General features: G+C 54.6%; 21 protein-coding genes. 4 read left to right on the top strand and 17 right to left on the bottom strand.

The genetic code is table 11. The annotated features are described in order from the left end of the window. Window positions 1-64: 64 nt before the first annotated feature. From accA to rpsB, 17 genes are all read right to left on the bottom strand, one after another. Window positions 65-1,024, bottom strand: a complete 960-nt coding sequence (accA, locus tag EAE_RS11925) for an acetyl-CoA carboxylase carboxyl transferase subunit alpha (protein WP_015368151.1) — start codon at window positions 1,022-1,024, stop codon at window positions 65-67. A 12-nt stretch (window positions 1,025-1,036) separates the two neighbouring features. After that, the gene (gene dnaE, locus EAE_RS11920) at window positions 1,037-4,519 is read right to left on the bottom strand and encodes a DNA polymerase III subunit alpha (protein WP_015704450.1); all 3,483 of its coding nucleotides are present in this window, start codon (window positions 4,517-4,519) and stop codon (window positions 1,037-1,039) included. Window positions 4,520-4,536: 17 nt separating this feature from the next. Further along, window positions 4,537-5,136, bottom strand: a complete 600-nt coding sequence (gene rnhB / locus EAE_RS11915) for a ribonuclease HII (protein ID WP_015368153.1) — start codon at window positions 5,134-5,136, stop codon at window positions 4,537-4,539. Beyond that, window positions 5,133-6,281, bottom strand: a complete 1,149-nt coding sequence (gene lpxB / locus EAE_RS11910; protein WP_015704449.1) for a lipid-A-disaccharide synthase — start codon at window positions 6,279-6,281, stop codon at window positions 5,133-5,135. Before lpxB ends, rnhB begins: the two co-directional genes overlap by 4 nt. Beyond that, complete coding sequence (gene lpxA / locus EAE_RS11905; RefSeq protein WP_015368155.1) at window positions 6,281-7,069, bottom strand: acyl-ACP--UDP-N-acetylglucosamine O-acyltransferase; 789 nt, start codon at window positions 7,067-7,069, stop codon at window positions 6,281-6,283. Before lpxA ends, lpxB begins: the two co-directional genes overlap by 1 nt. A gap of 3 nt (window positions 7,070-7,072) precedes the next feature. Then, a complete protein-coding gene (gene fabZ, locus EAE_RS11900) occupies window positions 7,073-7,528 on the bottom strand; it encodes a 3-hydroxyacyl-ACP dehydratase FabZ (protein ID WP_004145858.1) in 456 nt (151 codons plus the stop codon). Between the two features lie 107 nt (window positions 7,529-7,635). Beyond that, window positions 7,636-8,661 carry a UDP-3-O-(3-hydroxymyristoyl)glucosamine N-acyltransferase gene (gene lpxD, locus EAE_RS11895; protein ID WP_015368156.1) on the bottom strand — a complete coding sequence of 342 codons (1,026 nt, stop codon included), beginning with the start codon at window positions 8,659-8,661 and terminating at the stop codon, window positions 7,636-7,638. A gap of 3 nt (window positions 8,662-8,664) precedes the next feature. After that, window positions 8,665-9,150, bottom strand: a complete 486-nt coding sequence (gene skp, locus EAE_RS11890; RefSeq protein ID WP_015368157.1) for a molecular chaperone Skp — start codon at window positions 9,148-9,150, stop codon at window positions 8,665-8,667. 122 nt (window positions 9,151-9,272) lie between these two features. Then, window positions 9,273-11,693 (bottom strand): outer membrane protein assembly factor BamA, encoded by a 2,421-nt coding sequence (gene bamA, locus EAE_RS11885; protein WP_015704448.1) that lies wholly within the window; start codon window positions 11,691-11,693, stop codon window positions 9,273-9,275. 31 nt (window positions 11,694-11,724) lie between these two features. After that, complete coding sequence (rseP, locus tag EAE_RS11880; RefSeq protein ID WP_015704447.1) at window positions 11,725-13,077, bottom strand: sigma E protease regulator RseP; 1,353 nt, start codon at window positions 13,075-13,077, stop codon at window positions 11,725-11,727. 11 nt (window positions 13,078-13,088) lie between these two features. Beyond that, entirely contained in the window at window positions 13,089-13,946 is an 858-nt protein-coding gene (gene cdsA, locus EAE_RS11875; RefSeq protein WP_015368161.1) for a phosphatidate cytidylyltransferase, read from the bottom strand. 12 nt (window positions 13,947-13,958) lie between these two features. Further along, window positions 13,959-14,720, bottom strand: a complete 762-nt coding sequence (ispU, locus tag EAE_RS11870) for a (2E,6E)-farnesyl-diphosphate-specific ditrans,polycis-undecaprenyl-diphosphate synthase (protein WP_015368162.1) — start codon at window positions 14,718-14,720, stop codon at window positions 13,959-13,961. 266 nt (window positions 14,721-14,986) lie between these two features. Then, a complete protein-coding gene (ispC, locus tag EAE_RS11865) occupies window positions 14,987-16,171 on the bottom strand; it encodes a 1-deoxy-D-xylulose-5-phosphate reductoisomerase (RefSeq protein ID WP_015704446.1) in 1,185 nt (394 codons plus the stop codon). A 229-nt stretch (window positions 16,172-16,400) separates the two neighbouring features. After that, window positions 16,401-16,958 carry a ribosome recycling factor gene (gene frr / locus EAE_RS11860; protein WP_015368165.1) on the bottom strand — a complete coding sequence of 186 codons (558 nt, stop codon included), beginning with the start codon at window positions 16,956-16,958 and terminating at the stop codon, window positions 16,401-16,403. A gap of 150 nt (window positions 16,959-17,108) precedes the next feature. After that, window positions 17,109-17,834 carry a UMP kinase gene (gene pyrH, locus EAE_RS11855; protein WP_015704445.1) on the bottom strand — a complete coding sequence of 242 codons (726 nt, stop codon included), beginning with the start codon at window positions 17,832-17,834 and terminating at the stop codon, window positions 17,109-17,111. A gap of 151 nt (window positions 17,835-17,985) precedes the next feature. After that, window positions 17,986-18,837 carry a translation elongation factor Ts gene (gene tsf / locus EAE_RS11850; RefSeq protein WP_015368168.1) on the bottom strand — a complete coding sequence of 284 codons (852 nt, stop codon included), beginning with the start codon at window positions 18,835-18,837 and terminating at the stop codon, window positions 17,986-17,988. Between the two features lie 119 nt (window positions 18,838-18,956). Continuing rightward, window positions 18,957-19,682 (bottom strand): 30S ribosomal protein S2, encoded by a 726-nt coding sequence (gene rpsB, locus EAE_RS11845; RefSeq protein ID WP_004858107.1) that lies wholly within the window; start codon window positions 19,680-19,682, stop codon window positions 18,957-18,959. Between the two features lie 322 nt (window positions 19,683-20,004). Here rpsB and map point away from each other — a divergent pair, with 322 nt between their 5' ends. The 4 genes from map to EAE_RS11825 all read left to right on the top strand — a co-directional run bounded on the left by map (window position 20,005) and on the right by EAE_RS11825 (window position 24,869). After that, window positions 20,005-20,799 (top strand): type I methionyl aminopeptidase, encoded by a 795-nt coding sequence (map, locus tag EAE_RS11840; RefSeq protein ID WP_015704444.1) that lies wholly within the window; start codon window positions 20,005-20,007, stop codon window positions 20,797-20,799. A gap of 57 nt (window positions 20,800-20,856) precedes the next feature. Next, window positions 20,857-23,520 carry a bifunctional uridylyltransferase/uridylyl-removing protein GlnD gene (gene glnD / locus EAE_RS11835; RefSeq protein WP_015704443.1) on the top strand — a complete coding sequence of 888 codons (2,664 nt, stop codon included), beginning with the start codon at window positions 20,857-20,859 and terminating at the stop codon, window positions 23,518-23,520. Window positions 23,521-23,550: 30 nt separating this feature from the next. Beyond that, complete coding sequence (gene dapD, locus EAE_RS11830) at window positions 23,551-24,375, top strand: 2,3,4,5-tetrahydropyridine-2,6-dicarboxylate N-succinyltransferase (protein ID WP_015368172.1); 825 nt, start codon at window positions 23,551-23,553, stop codon at window positions 24,373-24,375. Between the two features lie 107 nt (window positions 24,376-24,482). After that, window positions 24,483-24,869, top strand: a complete 387-nt coding sequence (locus EAE_RS11825; RefSeq protein WP_015368173.1) for a DUF3461 family protein — start codon at window positions 24,483-24,485, stop codon at window positions 24,867-24,869. The last annotated feature ends 76 nt before the right edge of the window (window positions 24,870-24,945 follow it).

Genomic DNA, 24,945 nt, shown 5'->3' with positions numbered 1-24,945 from the left:
TGAAAAAATGATAAAAAAAGGGCCGGAAATCCGGCCCCTTAGAGAATTGTGATGCGCTGATAAATCAGGCGTAGCCGTAGCTCATCAGACGCTGATAGCGGCGATTACGCAGCTCTTCTTCGCTGAGAGTATCCAGGTCAGCCAGGTCGGCCAACAGCTGTGCCTTCAGGCTCGCCGCCATCGCTTCAGGGTTACGATGAGCGCCGCCCAGCGGTTCTGGAACGATGGAATCAATAAGCTTCAGCTCTTTGAGGCGTGGCGCGATGATACCCATCGCTTCCGCGGCCAGCGGCGCTTTATCCGCGCTTTTCCACAGAATGGACGCACAGCCTTCCGGCGAGATAACTGAATAGGTGCTGTACTGCAGCATGTTGACTTTATCACCTACGCCGATCGCCAGCGCGCCGCCGGAGCCACCTTCGCCAATCACGGTGCAGATAACCGGCACGCTCAGACGCGACATTTCACGCAGGTTGCGGGCAATCGCTTCCGACTGGCCGCGCTCTTCCGCGCCAACGCCCGGATAGGCGCCAGGGGTGTCGATGAAGGTAATGATCGGCATTTTGAAACGCTCAGCCATTTCCATCAGGCGCAGCGCTTTGCGGTAGCCTTCCGGCGCCGGCATACCAAAGTTACGACGGATCTTCTCTTTGGTTTCACGGCCTTTCTGATGACCGATGATCATCACCGGGCGACCATCAAGACGCGCAATACCGCCGACGATAGCTTTATCGTCAGCATAGGCGCGATCGCCTGCCAGCTCGTCAAATTCGTCGAAAGCCAGGCGGACATAATCCAGGGTATAGGGACGACGTGGATGACGCGCCAGCTGGGCTACCTGCCATGCGCCAAGATCGGCGAAGATTTTGCGCGTCAGCTCTACGCTTTTTTCGCGCAGACGATGCACTTCTTCATCGATGTTAATATCCAGTTTCTCATCCTGACGGCTTACAGCAGTCAGGGAATCGATTTTCGCTTCCAGCTCTGCGATAGGCTGTTCAAAATCTAGGAAATTCAGACTCATAGTATTCCTGTATTAGTCAAACTCCAGTTCCACCTGCTCCGAGCCGATAAGGCCACGCAGATCGTTGAGTAAACGATCGCTCGGAGAGACGCGCCATGTTGCGCCAAAACGCAACCGCGCGCGCGCATCCGCCCTCTGATAATAGAGGTGTACTGGAATGGTTCCCGAACGGTGGGGTTCCAGAGACTGACGGAGTCGGTTTAAAAGCTGGTCATCAATTTGCCTGTCCGTCAGCGAGATAGCAAGCCCGCGAGCATATTTTTCCCGGGCTTCGTCAATATCCATGACTTCACGGGCGGTCATTTTAAGGCCCCCGCTGAAGTCATCAAAGCTGACCTGTCCGCTGACGATAAGTATGCGGTCTTTTTCCAGCAACTGCTGGTATTTATCCAGCGCGTCGGTGAATAACATCACCTCCAGACGCCCGGAACGGTCATCCAGCGTACAGATGCCGATACGATTGCCGCGCTTGGTGACCATTACCCGCGCAGCAATAACCAGCCCCGCCGCCGTGGTCACTTTACCACGATCGGTTGGGTGCATGTCTTTGAGTCTCACGCCGCCAACGTAGCGTTCGATCTCTTTTAGATATTGGTTAATCGGGTGGCCGGTCAGATATAGCCCCAGCGTTTCCCTTTCACCATCCAGCACCACCTGCTCTGGCCACGGCTGGCAGCTGGCGTAGGATTGCTCGATTTGTTCCGGCTCTTCCGCCAGCACGCCGAACATATCCGCCTGACCGATGGCTTCGGCTTTGGCGTGCTGATCGGCGGCTTTCAGCGCATCGTTCAGCGAGTTCATCAGCGCCGCACGATGCGGGCCGAGGCGGTCGAACGCCCCGGACATAATCAGTTTTTCCAACACCCGGCGATTGAGTTTTTTAATATCGGTACGGGCGCACAGGTCAAACAGCTCGCGGAAGTAACCGCCATTGTTACGCGCTTCAATGATGGCTTCAATCGGGCCTTCGCCGACGCCTTTAATGGCGCCGATACCATACACGATTTCCCCATCATCGTTGACGTGGAAATGATACAGGCCGGAGTTAATGTCCGGCGGCAGGATTTTCAGCCCCATGCGCCAGCACTCATCGACCAAGCCCACCACCTTCTCGGTGTTGTCCATATCGGCAGTCATCACCGCCGCCATAAACTCGGCCGGATAGTGCGCCTTCAGCCACAGCGTCTGGTAGGAGACCAGCGCATAGGCGGCGGAGTGGGATTTGTTAAATCCATAACCGGCGAATTTCTCCACCAGGTCAAAGATTTTCATCGCCAGTTCGCCGTCAACGCCATTTTTCTTCGCACCTTCTTCGAAAACAGAACGCTGCTTGGCCATCTCTTCCGGCTTTTTCTTACCCATCGCACGACGCAGCATATCCGCGCCGCCGAGGGTATACCCAGAGAGCTCCTGGGCTATCTGCATGACCTGTTCCTGGTACAGGATAATGCCGTATGTCGGCTCCAGTACAGGTTTCAGACATTCGTGCTGCCACTGCACGTCCGGGTAGGAAATCTCTTCACGGCCGTGCTTACGGTCGATAAAGTTATCTACCATCCCCGACTGCAGCGGGCCCGGGCGGAACAGGGCCACCAGAGCGATCATATCTTCGAAGCAGTCAGGCTGCAGGCGCTTAATCAGATCTTTCATGCCGCGCGATTCAAGCTGGAATACCGCGGTGGTTTCCGAGCGCTGCAGCATGTCGAAGCTTTTCTTGTCATCCAGCGGAATCGCGGCGATATCCAGCGGCCCTTCGCCGTTCTTCGCCCGGCGCTTGTTGATCATCTCCAGCGCCCAGTTGATGATGGTCAGCGTACGCAGCCCGAGGAAGTCGAATTTTACCAGCCCGGCGTATTCGACGTCGTTCTTATCAAACTGGGTAACCGGGTGCAGCCCCTGCTCATCGCAGTACAGCGGCGCGAAATCGGTGATTTTGGTCGGCGCGATAACCACGCCGCCCGCGTGCTTACCGGCGTTACGCGTTACGCCTTCCAGCTTACGCGCCATATCAATCAGCGCTTTAACTTCTTCGTCCGCTTCGTAGATTTCCGGCAGCTGCGGTTCCGCTTCAAAGGCTTTCGCCAGCGTCATGCCAGGATCCGGCGGCACCAGCTTAGAAATTCGGTCAACAAAACCGTAAGGGTGGCCCAGCACGCGGCCCACGTCGCGAATAACCGCCTTCGCCGCCATGGTACCGAAGGTGATGATCTGCGATACCGCGTCGCGGCCATACATATCCGCCACGTGCTCAATCACCTGGTCGCGTTTCTCCATGCAGAAATCGACGTCGAAGTCGGGCATCGAAACACGTTCCGGGTTGAGGAAACGTTCGAACAGCAGGTCGAACTCCAGCGGGTCAAGGTCGGTGATTTTCAACGCGTAGGCCACCAGCGAGCCGGCGCCGGAACCTCGCCCCGGCCCTACCGGCACGCCGTTATCCTTGGACCACTGGATAAATTCCATGACGATCAGGAAGTAGCCAGGGAACCCCATCTGGTTGATAACCTGCAGTTCCACATCCAGACGTTGGTCATATTCCGGGCGACGCTTAGCGCGCTCTTCGGGATCCGGGAACAGGAATTCGAGACGCTCTTCCAGCCCCTCTTTCGACTTCATCACCAGAAAATCTTCGGTAGTCATGTCGCCGGTCGGGAACTGCGGCAGGAAGTATTCGCCAAGGCGCACGGTGACGTTGCAGCGTTTGGCGATCTCAACGGTGTTTTCCAGCGCTTCCGGGATGTCAGCAAATAGCTCGCACATCTCCTCCTCGCTGCGCATATATTGCTGCGGCGAGTAGTTACGCGGACGCTTCGGATCGTCGAGGGTGAAGCCATCGTGAATGGCGACGCGGATTTCATGAGCGTCGAAGTCGCCGGTTTCCAGGAAGCGCACATCGTTGGTCGCCACTACCGGCAAACCATGCTCTTCCGCCAGTTGAACCGCGGCATGAAGATAGCTTTCTTCGTCCTGACGACCGGTACGGATCAGCTCCAGATAGTAGCGATCCGGAAAATGTTGTTGATAGAAGGCGAGACACTGCTCTACCAGCGGCATGTTTCCGCGGATCAGGCTGACGCCAACGTCGCCTTTACGCCCGCCGGACAGCAGAATCAGCCCTTCCTGATGCTCAACCAGCCAGTCGCGATCGATCCATGGCCCCAGCGCGCCATAGCCGCGCTGATAGGCACGAGAAATGAGCAGAGTCAGGTTCTGATAGCCGGTATTGTTGGCCGCTAAAACCGTCAGCTCGGTGAATTCATCGCCAAGCAGATCGCACTGAACATGGAAGTCAGCGCCGACAATTGGTTTAATCCCGGCGCCATGGCCCGTTCCGTAGAACTTAACCAGACCGCAGAGGTTGGTGAAATCGGTGATCGCCAGCGCAGGCATGCCCAAAGCGGCCGCCTTTTTCACCAGCGGCCCGGTTTTCGCCAGCCCATCGATCATGGAATAGTCGCTGTGCACCCGCAGGTGTACGAAACGTGGTTCAGACATCTTTAGATCCCAGTGACTTAGTTGGACGCCAGGCCCAGCGCGCGTTTCACCGGGCCGAAACTACGCCGGTGGTGCTCTGTTGCGCCGTGTTCCTGCAGTTTTTGCAGATGTACAACGGTAGGATAGCCTTTGTGCTGGGCAAAACCGTATTGCGGAAATGCAATATCCAGCGTAGCCATTTCGGCGTCGCGAGTGACTTTAGCCAGAATAGACGCTGCGCTGATTTCCGCCACCCGGCTATCGCCTTTCACTACCGCCTGCGACGGCATCGGAAGCGATGGGCAGCGGTTGCCGTCGATAAGCACGAACTCAGGGGTAATACTCAGACCTGCGACGGCGCGCTGCATCGCCAGCATCGTGGCATGCAGGATGTTTAGCTCGTCGATTTCATGCGGCTCGGCGCGCCCCAGGCTCCAGCACAGGGCTTTGTCTTTGATTTCATCAAACAGCGCCAGGCGGCGCTTTTCGCTTAATTTTTTAGAGTCGTTGAGGCCTACGATAGGCTTACGCGGATCAAGAATTACCGCGGCAGTGACCACCGCGCCGACCAGCGGCCCGCGGCCTACCTCATCGACACCGGCGACCAGATGGGTATGTGGATAAACGAACTCCATCATTTTGCTAACTCCAGTACTGCGTCCGCCGCCTGCTCGTCCGCGTTGCAGCGGATCTGCTGATGCAGCGCGCGGAAAGTATCATGCATATCGTGGCTGGTTTTGCCGTCGGCCAGCAGCGGTTTCAAGGCGGCTGCCAGCGCCTGCGGCTCGCATTCATCCTGCAGCAGCTCTTTCACCAGCTCGCGCCCGGCTAGCAGATTTGGCAAGGAGACATAATCGGTTTTCACCAACCGTTTCGCCAGCCAGAAGGTAAACGGCTTCATGCGGTAGCCAACGACCATCGGGCATTTCGCAAGCATGCACTCCAGCGCCGCCGTCCCCGAGGCCAGCAGCGCGGCATCACTGGCGATCATCGCATCGCGCGCCTGACCATCCAGCATATGTACCGTCATATCCGGCGCCGTCTCAGCTTTGATTCGCTCAAACTGTTCCCGCCGTTTGGCATTGACCAGCGGCACCACAACCTGCAGGTCGGGATAAGCATTACGCAGAAGCTGCGCGGTTTTCAGGAAGTCGGCGCTGAGCATTTCGACCTCCGCGCCGCGGCTACCGGGCAGCAACGCCAGGCAGTGAACATCATGCGGGATGCCCAGACGGTCACGTGCCGCGCCCTTATCAGGATCCAGCGGCATGGCATCCGCCATGGTGTGGCCGATAAAACGGCAGGGAACGTTAAATCTGTCGTAAAACGCTTTTTCGAAAGGCAGGAATGCCAGGACCAGATCGGTGGATCTGCCAATTTTGAAAACGCGTTTTTGTCGCCATGCCCAAACGGACGGGCTGACGTAATGAATGGTTTTGATGCCCTGCTTTTTCAGGTTACCTTCGAGGGTAATATTGAAATCAGGGGCGTCGATGCCAACGAAGACATCGGGACGCAGTTCACCGAAGCGGCGCGTTAAATCGGCGCGAATATGCAGTAAGCGGCGCAGTCGACCAAGCACTTCAACAATGCCCATCACGGCCAGCTCTTCCATTTCGTACCAGGCTTCGCATCCTTCCGCCTGCATCAGCGGCCCCGCCACGCCGACAAAGCGCGCATCAGGGACGCGAGCTTTGAGGGCGCGGATGAGACCGGCGCCAAGAATATCGCCGGAGGTTTCTCCGGCGACCAGGGCAATCGTCAGGGGACGCTGTTCGGCCATTAACGAATCAAGCCGCGAGTTGAACGGGCAAAGAAATCGACAAATGGCTGAACTTCAGGATGCTGAGCCGCCAGTTCGGCGATTTCCGGCTTGGCTTCGTCCAGCGTTTTGCCACTGCGGTACAGCAGTTTATAGGCGTTACGAATCGCGGTAATCGCTTCACGGCTAAAGCCGCGGCGTTTCAGACCTTCGATGTTGACGCCAAACGGCGTGGCATGGTTGCCCTGGGCAATCACGAACGGCGGAACGTCCTGAGCGACGCCGGAGCAGCCGCCTACCATAACGTGCGCGCCGATGATGCAGAACTGATGTACTGCAGTCATGCCGCCGATGATGACGAAATCATCCAGAGACACGTGACCGGCCAGCGTAGCGTTGTTGGCCAGGATGCAGCGGTCGCCAAGCGTACAATCGTGCGCCACGTGGGCGTTGATCATCAGCAGGTTATCGCTGCCCACCTTCGTTAATCCACCGCCCTGTACTGTGCCGCGATGAATGGTGACGCTTTCGCGAATGCGGTTGCGATCGCCAATTTCCACTCGAGTCGGCTCGCCAGCATATTTCAGATCCTGGTTAACTTCACCGATCGAAGCGAACTGGTAGATCTCATTGTCGCGGCCAATTTTAGTGTGGCCATTCACAACGACATGAGACTTCAGTACGGTGCCCTCGCCAATTTCGACGTTGGCGCCCACAATACAAAACGGACCAATGTGGACGTTAGCGCCAATGACGGCGCCTTCTTCTACAATGGCGGTAGGATGAATAAAGGCGGTTTTATCAATCACGTATCAGGCCTCCCGGCTACGCGCACACATCATCGTCGCTTCGCAAACCACTTTACCGTCAACCAGCGCAACGCCTTTGAAACGGGTCAGGCCGCGGCGGGTTTTCTCGAAAGTGACTTCCATAATCATCTGGTCGCCTGGCACTACCGGACGTTTGAAACGCGCTTCATCGATACCCGCGAAGTAGTACAGTTCGCCCGGTTCAAGTTTTCCAACGCTTTTGAAAGCCAGAATGCCGGTGGCCTGCGCCATCGCTTCCAGAATCAGCACGCCAGGTAAAATCGGCTTACCAGGGAAATGCCCCTGGAAAAACGGCTCGTTTACGGAAACATTTTTTACTGCGCGCAGAAAACGACCTTCTTCAAAATCCAGCACGCGGTCTACCAGCAGGAACGGGTAACGGTGAGGCAGAAGTTCCAGAATCTCTTCAATGTGCAGAGTATGAGTGTCAGTAGTCAAAATACTCTTCCTGTCTAAATATACTAAAAGGCAATAATAACACGGCCTGCGGCAATCTTATTAACGAATGCAACAGGCCGGGAATGTAACGTGACCGAATGATGAATTTAGTCTTGTTGATTAACCTTGCGCTCAACCGCTTTAAGGCGCTTGCTCATCTCGTCAATATTCATCACCAGCGCCGCAGTTTTACGCCACGCCTTGTTCGGCTGCAGCGGAATACCTGAGGAATAGACGCCAGGTTCAGAGATAGGACGCATAACCATCCCCATCCCGGTTACGGTGACTTTATCGCAGATTTCCATATGGCCGTTAATCACGCTGGCGCCGCCAATCATGCAGTAACGCCCAATTTTCAGGCTGCCGGCCATAATCACGCCGCCAGCGACGGCGGTATTGTCGCCAATCACCACGTTGTGCGCAATCTGGCACTGGTTATCAATGATAACGCCATTGCCGATCACGGTATCGTCCAGCGCGCCGCGATCGATGGTGGTACAGGCGCCGATCTCCACACGATCGCCAATAATAACGCGACCAAGCTGCGGGATCTTCACCCAGTTACCGCGATCGTTAGCGTAACCGAAACCGTCCGCGCCGATCACCGTACTGGACTGGATCAGGCAATTTTCACCGATCTCAATCTCGTGGTAAATGGTAACGTTGGCCCATAAACGCGAGCCGGCGCCGATTTTGCTATTTTTGCCAACGAAACAGCCAGCGCCGATAACCACGTTATCGCCCAGCACCACGCCGGATTCGATAACGGCATTCGCGCCGACTGAGACGTTGTTACCCAGCTTCGCCGTTGGGTCGATCGCCGCGCTTGCGGCGATGTCTTGCGCCGGCTGCGGCGTGGTATCTAAAATTTGAGCCATGCGCGCGTAGGTCAGGTAGGGATTACGCACTACCAGCGCGGCGCTATGGGCAAACGGTAAATCGTCCGGCGTCATGACAACGGCGGAGGCCTGGCAAGCGGCCAGGTGTTCACGGTATTTAGGATTTACCATGAAAGTAATTTGGCCTGCTTTAGCGCTCTGCATGGACGCAACGCCGGTGATGACGATATCGCCATCACCGTGTAATTCTGCATCCAACTGCTGTGCTAAGTCAGCCAGTCGAATTGAAGGCATTACTTATTTAACCTGTTTCAGTACATCAGCGGTGATGTCTTTAACATCGCTGCTGTTGTATGCCACGGCATTAGAGTCAACAACCAGATCGATGCTCTGATCTTTCGCTACGCTCTGAACGGCAGTCTGGATACGGGTAACCAGTTTGCCACGTTCTTCATTGGAACGACGTGCGCGATCCTGCTCAAAAGCCTGTGCTTTCTGAGAGAAGGTCTGACGCTGAGACATCACGTCTTTTTCCAGTTTGGTACGATCTGCGCCCGGTTTCATGGACTGCAGACGCTGCATTTTAGACTGCAGATCGCCTTCCATACGCTGCAGTTCGCTAGCACGGCCTTTGAACTCGTTCTCCAGCGTTTTGGAAACGCCAGTTTTCTGAGCAACCTGCTGGAACAGGTTATTCATGTTAACCAGAGCAATTTTATCTGCCGCCTGAGCGGAAGTTACCATTGCTAAACCCAGACCTGCAGCTAATAACCACTTTTTCACAATTGACTCCTTACCATCCCATGAGTACCCAGGGGTACCGTTATTTGCGTGGCCAGGCGATAGCATCCGCCATCGCCTACAGTCAGCGCTATACTGCACTTACATTCCGTTGTCGCCGACAATTACCAGGTTTTACCAATGTTAAACTGGAACTGCTCGGCTTTGTCTCCATCGTACTTTTTAAACGGTTGGGCGTAGGAGAAGACCAACGGCCCCAACGGCGACATCCACTGTACCGCGATACCCGCAGACATACGAATGTTGCTTGGATCGCTGTAATCAGGGTAGCCACCGTACTTCGTGGAATCCCAGTTAGTATCCCAGACGGTCCCCATATCCATAAACACGGAAGTACGCACCGAGTTAGCGTATTTATCGCTGATAAACGGCGTTGGGGTAATCAGCTCAAGGCTGGCGACCGCCATGGCGTTACCGCCCACCGCATCGTCCGATTTACAAGGCGCGCTTTCAGTGCTCGCACATTCCGTATCATAGTCATCACGACTGGTAGTTGAAGGGAGATAAACCGCTTTCGGACCAATCGTATTCGACTGGAAGCCGCGAACGGTACTTGAACCACCGGCATAGAAGTTCTCATAGAACGGCATCTCTTTACCGCCGAGTCCATCACCGTAACCGAAGCGCGTACGACCAAGCACGACCCACTGATGATCGTCATCGATCGGTACATAGGTCGCAGTATCCAGCGTCACTTTGTAGTATTCGTTATCAGAGCCCGGAATAGTGACTTTACCGTTCAGGTTGACACGCGAACCTTCAGTCGGGAAGTAGCCGCGATCGAGGCGGTTGTACGTCCAACCATAGTTGAAGGTGAAGTCGTCGGCGCTAAACGAGTTATTATCGTTAGTGGTATCCGGGTACTGCCCCATCGAATTCAGGTAACGCCACATCGCCACCTGCGGCTGCATATTGGACAGGGAGTTATGAACGTAACCTAAACCTGCGCGCAGCGAGTTGTATTCGTTGATCGGGAAGCCGAGGGTGACGTCTGTACCATAGCTTTTGTTGGTATAGTCAGACAGATCCGCGTCGTTCGCATCGAAGTCGTTATAGAAGATGCGGCCGCCGAGGCTCACGCCATCTACGGTGAAATACGGGTTGGTGACCGACAGTTCAGCATAGGTCTGGTAGTCGTTCTTGGTCCCGTTAATGCCAACAGAGTAGCCGGTGCCTAACCAGTTATCCTGCTGAACGCCTGCCTGGAAGCTGACGCCGCTTTCGGTACCGTAACCGATACCGAAGTTCAGGCTACCGGTGTTACGCTCTTTCACCTTGTAAACGACATCGACCTGATCCGGGCTACCCGGCACGCGCTGGGTATCGGTATCGACGGTTTCGAAATAACCTAAACGGTTAAGACGGTCTTTACCCTGATCGACCAGGTCACTGCCCAGCCACGCTCCTTCCATCTGGCGCATTTCGCGGCGCAGGACGGAATCTTTGGAGGTGTCGTTACCTTCGAAGCGAATTTTACGCACGTAGTAACGGTTACCGGCATCAACGTTGATATGCAGCTTCACGGTTTTATCCGTGTCGTTGATTTCCGGCTGCGACTGGACGCGCGGATAGGCGTAACCATAGCGACCGAGGAGTTTCTTAATATCATTCTCCATTTTGGTCACTTTGGTGCCGTTATACAGCTCGCCCGGCTCAATTTTGGTCAGCGATTCGATTTCCGCGGAATGGCCCGCCAGATCGCCCGTAATCTGCACGCCGGAGAGCTTGTACTGCTCGCCTTCGGTGATGTTTACGGTGATATAGATGCCTTTCTTGTCCGGCGTCAGGCTAACCTGCGTCGAATCGATGTTGAAACGCGCGTAGCCGCGATCCAGATAGTAACTGCGCAGGGTTTCAAGGTCGCCCGCCAGTTTCTGTTTCTGGTATTTACGATCGCCGACAACGTTCCACCACGGCACTTCATCGCGCAGTTGGAAGTGAGAAATCAGTTCGTCAGTGGTGAAAGCGTGGTTACCGACAATGTTAATCTGCTGGATTTTCGCCGAGACGCCTTCCTGGAAAACCAGTTTCAGGTCGACGCGGTTACGCGGCAGCGGCGTCACGACAGCTTTAACGCTGGCGCTATATTTACCGACGCTGTAGTAGAAATCTTCCAGCCCTTTTTCGATATCGGCAAGCTTGGTGCGATCGAGAGATTCCCCAACGCGAACGCCGGATGCCTCAAGGTTTTGCTTGAGCATGTCATCCTTCACCGACTTGTTGCCGGAGAAGGTAATGCTCGCAATTGTTGGGCGCTCTTTCACCTGCACCAGCAGGGTATCACCATCGCGCAGGACGCGGACGTCCTCAAAGTTGCCAGTGGCAAACAGAGCGCGAATGGTGTTACTGATATCATCATCGGTCACCGTATCGCCAGGACGCACTGGCATGCTGAGGAGGGCCGCACCAACAGCGACACGCTGCAAGCCTTCGAAATGAATGTCCTTCACCACGAACCCTTCAGCACCGTATACAGTCGCGCTGCTAAACAGCAGCGACGCTATGAGCAACTTTTTCATCGCCATCGTTATTATGCGTTCTTCCTAACAAACTCTCTTACAACCGAGAGAAATCATTGAAAAGTGCAAGCCCCATTAACAGCACCAGCAGTATTGAGCCAATGCGATAACTAAAGTCTTGAACTCGCTCGGATACCGGCCCGCCCTTCAGCTTTTCAATCGCCAAAAACAGCAGATGCCCCCCGTCGAGGACGGGTAACGGGAACAAGTTGATTATTCCAAGGTTCACGCTTATCAGCGCAAGGAACATCAGATAGTAAATCAACCCAAATTCCGCTGACATTCCAGCCCCCTGAGCGATAGAAATCGGCCCACTGAGGTTGTTCAGTTTGACATCACCGGTTATCAATTTGCCCAGCATCCTGACCGTTAACGACATCAGTTGCCAGGTTTTATCCGTGGCTTCGGCGATGGCGGCAAACGGCCCGTACTGACGCACTGTCTTGTATTCATCAGGCAGCGGGATAACCTTTGGTACTACCCCTGCAAACCCTTCAGCCTTGCCTTTCACCGACTTCGTATCCGGAGTCAAAGTCAACGACAGCGGCGTACCTTGTCTGTCGACCTCCAGAGCCAGCGCCTTGCCCGGATTATCACGCACCAGATTAACAAACGTCATCCACTGCGTTAACGGTTGACCATCGACTTTAACGATCCTGTCTCCCGCTTGCAAACCTGCTTTCTGCGCGGCCGACTGAGGTTGTACCTCAGCCAGGGCGGTATCAATCTGCGCGCTACGCGGCTTGATGCCCAGCGAGGCCACCGGATCTTGTTTATCCGGCTCAAACGCCCAGTGACGCAGATCGAGGATTTTATCCTGACGTTGGTTCGTCCCGAAAGGGGCGACGGTAAGTATTGTTTGTTGGTCGCCGATCTTCGCGACTAACGCCATACGAACTGCATCCCAATCAGGCGTTTCGATGCCATCTATCGCTTTAAGTTCCATTCCTTTTGCAATTTGTGCTTGCGCAGCGATGGAATTGGGCGATATTTCATCAACAACCGGACGTACGCCAGGGACGCCGATGATAAACACCAGCCAGTAAGCAAAGATGGCAAAAATGAAGTTGGCGATAGGGCCTGCGGCAATGATGGCCGCACGCTGACCGACGGTTTTATTGTTGAACGCATAATGGCGTATTTCCGGCGCCACTGGCTCAACGCGTTCGTCGAGCATCTTCACATAGCCGCCGAGTGGGATCAGCGCGATAACAAATTCAGTACCCTGCTTATCTACGCGGCGCCACAACGCTTTACCAAAACCAATGGAAAAACGTTCAACACGCACGCCGCAGCGACGAGCCACCCAGAAATGGCCGAACTCGTGCACGGTGATCAGTACGCCAAGCGCAATAATAAAAGCGGCCAAATTCCAGAGAACGCTCAGCATAAAACCTTCCGTCAAATCGTCCTGAAGACTAACAACAGCAGACAAGCGAACACCGGCACCGCAGCCGTCAGGCTATCAATGCGATCTAAAATACCGCCATGTCCAGGGATCAGATGCCCGCTATCCTTGATGCCGGCTTCACGCTTAAACATACTTTCCGTCAAATCGCCCAGCACTGAAGCCAGCGCCGCCACCACCGAGCAAATCAGCAACACAGTTGGGGTGACATCCAGATGAGCCCACATGCCGTACGCCCAGGAGATAACCGCGGCCGTCAGCAGGCCACCGAAGAAACCCTGCCAGGTTTTCCCCGGGGAAACCTTTGGCGCCAGCTTATGCTTGCCGAACATTTTACCGAACATGTAGGCGCCGGAATCCGCGCCCCACACCAGAATCATGACGTACAGCAGCCACACCGCGCCGCTATAGTGGTTATCGGCATAATGCCAGGCCCGCAGCGCCAGCATGCCCCAGAAAAACGGGACAATAGTCAGCACGCCGAAGATAAGACGCAGCGCTTTCGAATGACGCCACAACGCCGCCGAAGCCGGATAAGAGAGTACCAGCACCAACGCGACAATCCACCAGCCAAACGAAGCCCATAACGATCCCTCAACCATCGGTTGATGAGCGTCATAGTGATATTCGGGCAACATAAAGAGCATTAGCGCCAGCAGCAGGCCACAAAGCACCGCCAGCCACACGCGCTGCGTCGTTGAGGTGAAACCGCTTAATTGCCCCCACTCCCACGCGGCGAGCATACAAACGACCAGTGTGACAATAGCAAAGCCCGCGGGCGGCAATAGAAAAAGCGCCGCAATAACGACGGGAATTAAAACGAAAGCGGAAATCAGGCGATACTTCAGCAAAAGTGACCCCCATCAGGCATGACTGCCACCCGGCTCTTCTGTGCCGCCAAAACGACGCTCTCGACTAACGAATGCATGGAGTGCACCTTCAAAGTCCTGTTCAGCAAAATCGGGCCAAAGAACATCCGTAAAGTAAAGTTCGGCATAGGCAATTTGCCAAATCAAAAAGTTACTTATTCGGTGCTCTCCCCCGGTCCTAATAACTAAATCGACGGGAGCCAGTTCATGCATACACACTTGCTGGCTCAGCAACTCTTCCGTGATCTCTTCAGGTTTTAGCAACCCGTTTTGTACCTGTTCTGCCAGTTGACGCGCCCCCTGGACAATATCCCAGCGGCCGCCGTAATTAGCGGCGATATTCAGCGTTAACCCCGTATTGTTTGCCGTCAACGCTTCCGCCTTACGAATGCGCTCCTGCAGTCGGGCATTAAAGCGTGTCGTCTCGCCGATAATCCGCAGGCGGACATTGTGACGATGCAGGCTTTTTACTTCGCTATCCAGGGCCCAGACAAACAGTTCCATCAGCGCGCTCACTTCCTGCGCCGGACGGTTCCAGTTTTCACTACTGAATGCGTAAAGCGTTAATGCTTCAATACCATTATTCGCCGCGAAGGAGACCGCGCGACGAACAGATTTCGCTCCAGCTTTATGGCCAAAGGCGCGAATTTTACCTTGTTGTTTCGCCCAACGACCGTTGCCGTCCATGATAATGGCGACATGGCGACAACCATGCGCAGGCGACATTTTGCTGACAGTTTGATTAGCAGACAACATAACGCGTTTTAAGTCCATAATAAGGATTAGCTAAGCCACAACACACACGCCGCCGGGCAGCGCTGAATACGCATTTTTATCCGGCGCCGGAGCTACAGCCAATCGCAGAGAACAACCAAAAGCTTTACGCAAAAAAGCCGTGTCTTGCCACGGCCACCGTAATCTTTCACAACAAAATGCAACGATCGGGTGGCGCAGACTATATCACCGAAGCCCAGCGCCCACAAATATCACAACGCGTTACAGGGGCTCCCCTACGCCATGTGTTATCGGAGTTGTCGCTGTGCGGCGACGCGCGCTTCGGCATCAATCGCAACCACTTCATCAATACTTTGCGGTTCATTGAGCGCCATACTATCCAGCACCGCCTGGTTAACCGCCGCAATATCGGTAAAGCGGATTTCGCTATTCAGAAACGCCGCCACCGAAACTTCGTTAGCGGCATTCAACGCCGTCGTCGCGGCCTGGCCGACATCAAAAGCGTCCATTGCCAGCTTCAGGCACGGATAGCGATCGTAATCCGGCGCTGAGAAACTCAGGTTGCTCAATTGACAGAAGTCCAACGGTTTAACGCCGGAGTTCAGGCGCTGCGGCCACCCCATGGTATGGGCGATCGGCGTGCGCATATCCGGCTCGCCTAATTGCGCCAGCACGCTGCCGTCCTGATAGCGAACCATGGAGTGAATCACCGATTGCGGATGAATAATGACTTCCATCTGCTGAGCAGAGGCATTAAACAGCCAGCGGGCTTCGATGTACTCCAGCCCTTTATTCATCATCGTGGCGGAATCAACGGAAATTTTGCGTCCCATTGACCAGTTCGGATGGCGGCAAGCCTGATCCGGCGTCATTGCCGCCAGCTCAGAAATCGCCGTTTCCCGGAAAGGTCCACCGGAACCGGTCAGCAGAATCGACGAGACGCCGTTCTGCGTCAGGTCAGCGTATCCCAGATGGTTTTGAATTGTTTCCGGCAAACTCTGAAAAATCGCGTTATGTTCGCTATCAACCGGCAACAGGCGAGCGCCATACTGCTGAACCGCGTCCATAAACAGGCGGCCGCAGGTCACCAGCGACTCTTTATTCGCTAACAACACCGTTTTGCCGGCGCGAATGGCGGCCAGCGTCGGCGCCAGACCGGCCGCGCCAACGATGGCCGCCATCACCTGATCGACTTCATCCAGCGCCGCGACGTCGGCCGCCGCCTGCTTACCGCTCAGCACTTCCGTGCGGCAGCCCTGTTCACGTAGCAGCGTACGCAAACGCTCAGCGCTTTGCGCATCATCCATCACCGCAAAGCGGGGGGAAAATTCCAGACATTGTTCAACCATACGGTCGACATTTTTCCCCGCGACCAGCGCGGCGACGGAAAAGCTTTCGGGATTATGGCGCACCACGTCCAGCGTGCTGCAGCCGATTGAACCGGTCGAACCGAGAACGGTTAATTGCTTCATGAGACGTCCAGAAGAATTGTGACAGGATAAAAAGCAAAACGCCGCCAGCAAGCCCTTTATGCATCAATCCTCGGGGCTAAAACGGCGGCGAATGACCTTCGGTATAGAACGGAAGGCTACAAGGCCAGCTATTTTAACGCAATCCCAAATATTGAGCGTACGGTCTTCTGTACGGCGTTTCAGACTTTACGCAGCCCCGAATATCCCGGGCCCGCGTAACGGCAGAAAATCAGAACTGCATCAGTTCCGCTTCTTTCTCTGCCAGCGCCGCATCAACTTTCTTAATGGCGGCGTCAGTCATTTTCTGCACGTCGTCCTGAGAACGGCGATCGTCATCTTCGCTGATCTCTTTCTCTTTGAGCAGAGCTTTAACTTTGTCGTTCGCGTCACGGCGAACGTTACGCACGGCGACACGCGCCTGCTCTGCTTCGCCACGCACGATCTTGGTCAGATCTTTACGACGTTCTTCTGTCAGCGGCGGCAGCGGAACGCGGATATCGCTACCCGCAGAGCTTGGGTTCAGACCCAGGTCAGACGCCATAATCGCTTTTTCAACGGCCGGGCTCATAGAGCGGTCGAAGACGTTGATTTTCAGCGTACGGGAATCTTCTACCGTAACGCTTGCCAGCTGACGCAGCGGAGTCGGCGTGCCGTAGTATTCTACAATGATGCCATCCAGCAGGCTTGGAGAAGCACGACCCGTGCGAATTTTGCTGATTTGGTTTTTGAATGCTTCAACGCATTTTTCCATGCGTACTTCAGCATCTTTTCTGATATCGCTAATCACGTTACGAATCCTTGAAAACTTGTCTCAGACAGACCACACGGTCGCTCACCGCAAAAGTGAGCTAAGTATAGTCCGGATTAATTCAATTAACCGGGCAACTTCCCCGCTAAAGTAAAGCGGAATATTACCCGGAATTAGCGCCGACGGGAATTATTCCGTAATCAATGTGCCTTCTTTTTCGCCCATCACCACACGACGCAGCGCGCCAGGCTTGTTCATGTTAAATACGCGAATCGGCAGTTTGTGGTCGCGCGCCAGGGTGAAGGCGGCAAGATCCATCACTTTCAGCTCTTTATCCAGCACTTCGCCGTAGGTCAGCTGATCGTACATGGTGGCGGAAGGATCTTTCGCCGGGTCAGCGGTAAACACGCCGTCAACCTTGGTCGCTTTCAGCACCACGTCGGCTTCGATTTCAATACCGCGCAGGCAGGCTGCGGAGTCGGTAGTAAAGAATGGGTTGCCGGTACCTGCGGAGAGGATCACCACGCGATTGTTACGCAGCAGGCTAATCGCTTCCGCCCAGCTATAGTTGTCACACACGCCGTTCAGCGGGATTGCGGACATCAGGCGAGCGTTCACATAGGCGCGATGGAGCGCATCACGCATTGCCAGGCCGTTCATGACCGTTGCCAGCATGCCCATGTGGTCGCCCACAACGCGGTTCATACCCGCTTTCGCCAGACCAGCACCACGGAACAGGTTACCGCCACCAATCACTACGCCAACCTGAATACCCAGTTCAACCAGTTCTTTGATTTCCTGAGCCATACGGTCAAGTATGCTTGCATCAATACCGAAGCCTTCTGAACCCTGCAGAGCTTCGCCACTTAACTTCAGCAGAATACGTTTGTAGACGGGTTTTGCATTGGTAGCCATGTTTCTTTCCTGAGACTGTCAACGATTGAGATGAGTTAATTCTGACGACATTGTATGTCATCGTTCAGCGCAGTCACTATAAGCGATTGGCTGATTTTACAAGAGAGGCGCAAAAAGAAGCCGCCCTCAGGCGGCTCCTTTTTTTAAAAAATTAAGACTGCTTGGACATCGCAGCAACTTCTGCTGCAAAGTCAGTCTCAACTTTCTCGATGCCTTCGCCCACTTCAAAGCGGATGAAGCCAGTAACGTCGGCGTTGTGCTCTTTCAGCAGCTGACCAACAGATTTGCTCGGCTCCATAACGAAAGGCTGACCAGTCAGAGAAACTTCGCCGGTGAATTTCTTCATACGGCCTTCAACCATTTTCTCTGCGATTTCTTTCGGCTTACCGGACTGCATCGCGATGTCCAGCTGAACCTGGTACTCTTTTTCTACTACTTCAGCAGAAACGTCTTCCGGCTTAACGAATTCCGGCTTGCTTGCAGCAACGTGCATTGCCAGCTGCTTAACCAGCTCTTCGTCAGCGCCTTTAGCGGCAACCAGAACGCCGATGCGCGCACCGTGCTGGTAGCTGCCCAGAACGTCGCCTTCCAGGATAGCGATACGACGGATGTTGATGTTCTCGCCGATTTTAGCAACCAGGGCAACACGTTCTTCTTCGAACTGCGCTTTCAGAACTTCAACGTCGGAGATTTTACCAGCAACAGCGGCGTCCAGTACTTTGTCAGCAAATGCCTGGAAACCACCATCTTTAGCAACGAAGTCAGTCTGGCAGTTAACTTCCAGAATGTAACCGTAGTTGCCGTCGATTTTGGTTTTGATCACGCCGTCAGCAGCAACGTTGCCTGCTTTTTTCGCCGCTTTGATCGCGCCGGATTTACGCATGTTTTCGATTGCCAGCTCGATGTCGCCATTAGCTTCAGTCAGTGCTTTTTTGCAATCCATCATGCCTGCGCCAGTACGTTCGCGCAGCTCTTTTACCAGGGAAGCGGTAATTTCAGCCATTCTAAAATCCTCGGGAGATGTGGAAACTGCCCGGCCTGCGGCCAAACAGCATAAATTGAAAAAAGGGGCCTAAAATTGGCCCCTATTCATACACGGTACTAATAAGGGCTTAAACCTTATTATTCAGCTTCTACGAAGCTTTCTTCCGCCTGAGAAGCCAGGTCCTGAGAGCGACCTTCACGAACGGTAGCTGCAACAGCGCCCAGGTACAGGCTAACTGCGCGGATTGCATCGTCGTTACCCGGGATAACGAAGTCTACGCCGTCCGGATCAGAGTTGGTATCAACGATAGCAAATACCGGGATACCCAGGTTGTTTGCTTCTTTGATAGCGATGTGCTCGTGGTCAGCGTCGATAACGAACAGTGCGTCCGGCAGGCCGCCCATGTCTTTGATACCGCCCAGGCTGTTTTCCAGCTTGTCCAGCTCACGAGTGCGCATCAGCGCTTCTTTCTTGGTCAGCTTCTCGAAAGTACCGTCCTGGGACTGAGTTTCCAGGTCTTTCAGACGTTTGATGGACTGACGAACGGTTTTCCAGTTAGTCAGCATACCGCCCAGCCAGCGATGGTTCACGAAGAACTGGTCGCAGCTGTTAGCAGCTTCTTTTACCGCTTCGCTTGCAGCGCGCTTAGTACCAACGAACAGGATCTTGCCTTTACGGGCAGAGATTTTGTTCAGCTCAGCCAGAGCTTCGTTGAACATCGGTACAGTTTTCTCAAGGTTGATGATGTGAACTTTGTTACGCGCGCCGAAGATGAAAGGCTTCATTTTCGGGTTCCAGTAACGGGTCTGGTGACCGAAGTGAACACCAGCCTTGAGCATGTCGCGCATGGAAACAGTTGCCATGTTTAAAACCTCTATAGATTAAATTGGGGTTATGCCTCCACGTATCCCATATTACCGACCCCAAAGGGCACCCCGGAATATGTGCCGATACGTGTGTGTTATTTACACAATATGAGTATGTCGCTTACGTCCATCCTTGTGTATCTGAGATGGAACGGAAGTCCGGCGCGCTTTATACCACAAAACCTGGCCAGACACCAACTCTTGTTGACGTCTCGTGCTGTTAATGATTCTCAATTTGGCACCAGCGTACCCGGACTGTTACCATTGACAGGACTTAATCTATTATTGTCGAAAAAATCGACACTGCTGGACATATTCCATGGCTATCTCTATCAAGACATCTGAAGACATCGAAAAAATGCGCGTTGCCGGCCGCCTGGCCGCCGAAGTGCTGGAAATGATCGAACCCTACGTCAAACCGGGCGTCAGCACCGGCGAGCTGGATCGCATCTGCAACGACTACATTGTTAATGAACAGAAAGCGGTCTCCGCCTGCCTCGGCTATCACGGCTTCCCGAAATCGGTCTGTATCTCTATTAATGAAGTGGTGTGCCACGGCATCCCGGATGACGGCAAACTGCTGAAAGACGGCGACATCGTTAATATCGACGTGACCGTGATTAAAGATGAGTTCCACGGCGATACCTCAAAAATGTTCATCGTCGGTAAACCGACTATCCTCGGCGAGCGCCTGTGCCGCATCACCCAGGAAAGCCTCTATCTGGCGCTGAAGATGGTTAAACCGGGGATCAACCTGCGCGCGATCGGCGCGGCGATCCAGAAATTCGTTGAAGCGGAAGGTTTCTCCGTGGTGCGCGAGTACTGCGGGCACGGTATCGGCCGCGGCTTCCACGAAGAACCGCAGGTACTGCACTATGATTCGCCGGAAACCGACGTGGTGCTCAAGCCGGGTATGACCTTCACCATCGAACCGATGGTCAACGCCGGTAAGAAAGAGATCCGTAGCATGAAGGACGGCTGGACGGTGAAAACCAAAGACCGTAGCTTGTCTGCGCAGTACGAGCATACTATTGTGGTAACCGATAACGGCTGCGAAATTCTGACGCTACGCAAGGATGACACCATCCCGGCGATAATCTCGCACGACGAATAATGAAAAGCCGGCGCCCGCCGGCTTTTTTATTAGATAGTTTTTTCTTATGGTGACGCGATGAGCAACTCTTTACCTGACACAGCCTCCCCTCTTCTGCCCATCCCGCCGGAACATCCAGTGAACTGGCCGCAGGGCGATCTGAACTGTGCCGCAATCAAGGCGCACATCGATACCTTCCAGCACTGGCTCGGAGAGGCATTTGATAACGGCATCGCCGCAGAGCAGCTCATCGCGGCGCGCACCGAGTTTATCGACCAGCTGCTGCAGCGGCTGTGGGTCGACTATGGTTTTGAATCCGTCTGCGACCTGGCGCTAGTGGCCGTTGGCGGCTATGGCCGCGGCGAGCTGCACCCGCTCTCCGACGTCGACCTGCTGATTCTGAGCCGTAAAAAGCTGCCGGACGAGCAGGCGCAAAAGGTCGGCGAGCTCCTGACCCTGCTGTGGGACGTTAAGCTCGAAGTCGGCCACAGCGTGCGTACCCTCGAAGAGTGTTTGCTCGAAGGGCTTTCGGATCTTACCGTCGCCACCAACTTAATTGAATCCCGCCTACTCATCGGCGACGTCGCGCTGTTCCTTGAACTGCAAAAACATATTTTTAGCGACGGCTTCTGGCCGTCGGAAAAGTTCTTCGCCGCCAAGGTTGAAGAGCAGAATGTTCGCCACCAGCGCTACCATGGCACCAGTTACAACCTGGAGCCGGACGTCAAAAGCAGCCCCGGCGGCCTGCGCGATATACATACCCTGCAGTGGGTGGCCCGCCGCCACTTCGGCGCCACCTCGCTTGATGAAATGGTCGGCTTCGGCTTCCTCACCGAAGCCGAGCGCAACGAGCTTAACGAGTGCCTGCACCAGCTCTGGCGTATCCGTTTTGCGTTGCATCTTGAAGTGAATCGCTACGATAACCGCCTGCTTTTCGATCGTCAGCTGAATGTCGCCCACCGCCTCGGCTATGAAGGCGAAGGCAATCAGCCGATCGAACACATGATGAAAGATTTCTTCCGCGTCACGCGTCGGGTGAGTGAACTCAATAACATGCTACTGCAGCTGTTTGACGAGGCGATCCTCGCGCTAACCGAGAACGAAAAACCGCGGCCTATTGATGATGATTTCCAACTGCGCGGCCCCCTGATAGACCTGCGTGACGACACCCTGTTTATGCGCGAGCCGCAGGCAATTCTGCGGATGTTCTTTATTATGGTGCGCAACAGCAGCATCACCGGCATTTACTCCACTACTCTGCGTCACCTGCGCCACGCGCGCCGCCACCTGACGCAGCCACTGTGCTATATCCCGGAGGCGCGAACTCTCTTCCTCAGCATGCTGCGCCATCAGGGCGCGGTGAGTCGCGGCCTGCTGCCGATGCATCGCCACAGCGTGCTGTGGGCCTATATGCCGCAGTGGTCGCATATTGTCGGTCAGATGCAATTCGACCTGTTTCACGCCTATACCGTCGACGAACACACCATACGCGTCTTGTTAAAGCTGGAAAGCTTCGCGAAAGAAGAGACCCGCAGCCGCCATCCGCTGTGCGTTGAGCTGTGGCCGCGGCTGGCCCATCCTGAACTTATCCTCATCGCCGCCCTGTTTCACGATATCGCTAAAGGCCGCGGCGGCGATCACTCGATTCTCGGTGCCGAAGACGTGCTGAAATTCGCAGAGCTCCACGGGCTCAATTCGCGGGAGACGCAGCTGGTCGCCTGGCTGGTACGCCAGCATCTATTGATGTCGGTAACCGCCCAGCGCCGCGACATTCAGGACCCGGAGGTGATTAAACAGTTCGCCGAAGAGGTACAGACGGAAAATCGCCTGCGCTATCTGGTATGCCTGACCGTCGCCGATATCTGCGCCACCAACGAAACGCTGTGGAACAGCTGGAAGCAAAGCCTGCTACGCGAGCTCTATTTCGCCACCGAAAAACAGCTGCGCCGCGGTATGCAGAGCACGCCGGATATGCGTGAACGGGTACGCCACCATCAGCTGCAGGCGCTGGCGCTGTTGCGCATGGACAATATCAATGAAGAGGCGCTGCACCAGATTTGGAACCGCTGCCGGGCGAACTACTTTGTGCGGCATACGCCGAACCAGCTCGCCTGGCACGCCCGCAACCTGCTGAAGCACGATCTCAGTAAACCGATGATCCTGCTGAGTTCGCGGGCCACCCGCGGCGGCACCGAGATCTTCATCTGGAGCCCAGACCGCCCTTACCTGTTCGCCGCCGTCTGCGGCGAACTGGATCGGCGCAACCTCAGCGTTCACGATGCGCAGATCTTCACCACCCGCGACGGCATGGCGATGGATACCTTTATCGTCCTTGAACCCGACGGCAGCCCGCTTTCCGCCGATCGCCACGAGGCGATTCGCCACGGTCTTGAGCAGACAATAACTCAACGCAGCTGGGAGCCGCCGGCCCCGCGTCGCCAGGCGGCTAAACTACGTCATTTTTCCGTCGCCACTGAGGTGAATTTTCTGCCGACCCATACCGACCGGAAATCATTTCTTGAGCTCATTGCGCTCGATCAGCCAGGGCTGCTCGCCCGCGTCGGTCAGGTGTTCGCCGACCTCGGGATTTCGCTTCACGGAGCCCGAATTACGACAATTGGCGAGCGAGTAGAAGATTTATTTATAATCGCCACCGCCGACCGGCGTGCCCTTAATAATGAGCTGCAACAAGAAGTGCAACAACGGTTGACAGAGGCCCTCAATCCAAACGATAAAGGGTAACGTATTTTTTTAAGTGAATGGAAAGAAACAATGCAGCAGTTACAGAACGTTATTGAGTCCGCCTTTGAGCGTCGCGCCGACATCACACCGGCAAATGTGGATACCGTCACCCGCGAAGCGGTTAACCAGGTTATTGCCCTGCTGGATTCCGGCGCGCTGCGCGTCGCTGAGAAGATCGACGGTCAGTGGGTGACACATCAATGGCTGAAGAAAGCGGTACTGCTCTCTTTCCGTATTAACGATAACCAGGTTATCGATGGTGCGGAAAGCCGCTACTTCGATAAAGTTCCAATGAAATTCGCCGACTACGACGAAGCACGCTTCCAGAAAGAAGGCTTCCGCGTAGTGCCGCCGGCGGCAGTCCGCCAGGGCGCGTTCATCGCGCGCAATACCGTGCTGATGCCGTCCTACGTCAACATCGGCGCTTATGTTGATGAAGGCACCATGGTTGATACCTGGGCCACCGTCGGCTCTTGCGCGCAGATCGGTAAAAACGTTCACCTGTCCGGTGGCGTCGGTATCGGCGGCGTTCTCGAGCCGCTGCAGGCTAACCCGACCATCATCGAAGATAACTGCTTCATCGGCGCGCGCTCTGAAATCGTTGAAGGCGTTATCGTTGAAGAAGGCGCGGTGATCTCCATGGGCGTGTACATCGGCCAGAGCACCAAAATCTACGATCGCGAAACCGGCGAAGTCCATTACGGCCGCGTGCCGGCGGGCTCGGTTGTCGTTTCCGGCAACCTGCCGTCGAAAGATGGTAAATACAGCCTGTACTGTGCGGTGATCGTGAAAAAGGTTGATGCGAAGACCCGCGGTAAGGTCGGTATCAACGAACTGCTGCGTACCATCGACTAAGCAGAACAAAAAGCGGGAGATATCCCGCTTTTTTTATATCTGACGCTGGCGAAGATGAATTTTTTCGTTAATTATTCAATGGTTATGATGATATCAAAGGTACCGTTATGTACGATAATCTGAAAAGTCTTGGCATTACCAATCCTGATGAAATCGATCGCTATAGCCTGCGCCAGGAAGCTAACAACGACATCCTGAAGATCTATTTCCAGAAAGATAAAGGCGAATTCTTCGCTAAAAGCGTGAAGTTTAAATACCCACGCCAGCGTAAAACCGTGGTCGCCGACGGCGTCGGTCAGGGCTACAAAGAAGTGCAGGAGATTAGTCCGAACCTGCGTTATGTCATCGACGAACTGGATCAGCTCTGCCAGCGCGATCGTACTGAAATCGACCTCAAGCGTAAGATCCTTGACGATTTACGCCATCTGGAAAGCGTCGTCACCAATAAGATCAGTGAAATTGAAGCCGATCTGGAAAAACTGACGCGCAAATAAATCCGCCTGCTACGGGCCAGCTACTGGCCCTCTTCCCCGACTCCATCCTCAATTTTGTCACCCGTAGATCATCTTC

Source organism: Klebsiella aerogenes KCTC 2190 (genome assembly GCF_000215745.1).
In the GTDB taxonomy this organism is placed as follows: domain Bacteria; phylum Pseudomonadota; class Gammaproteobacteria; order Enterobacterales; family Enterobacteriaceae; genus Klebsiella; species Klebsiella aerogenes.
Note: the sequence above shows the minus strand (reverse complement) of the source record. Positions and strands in the feature narration are given on the sequence as shown.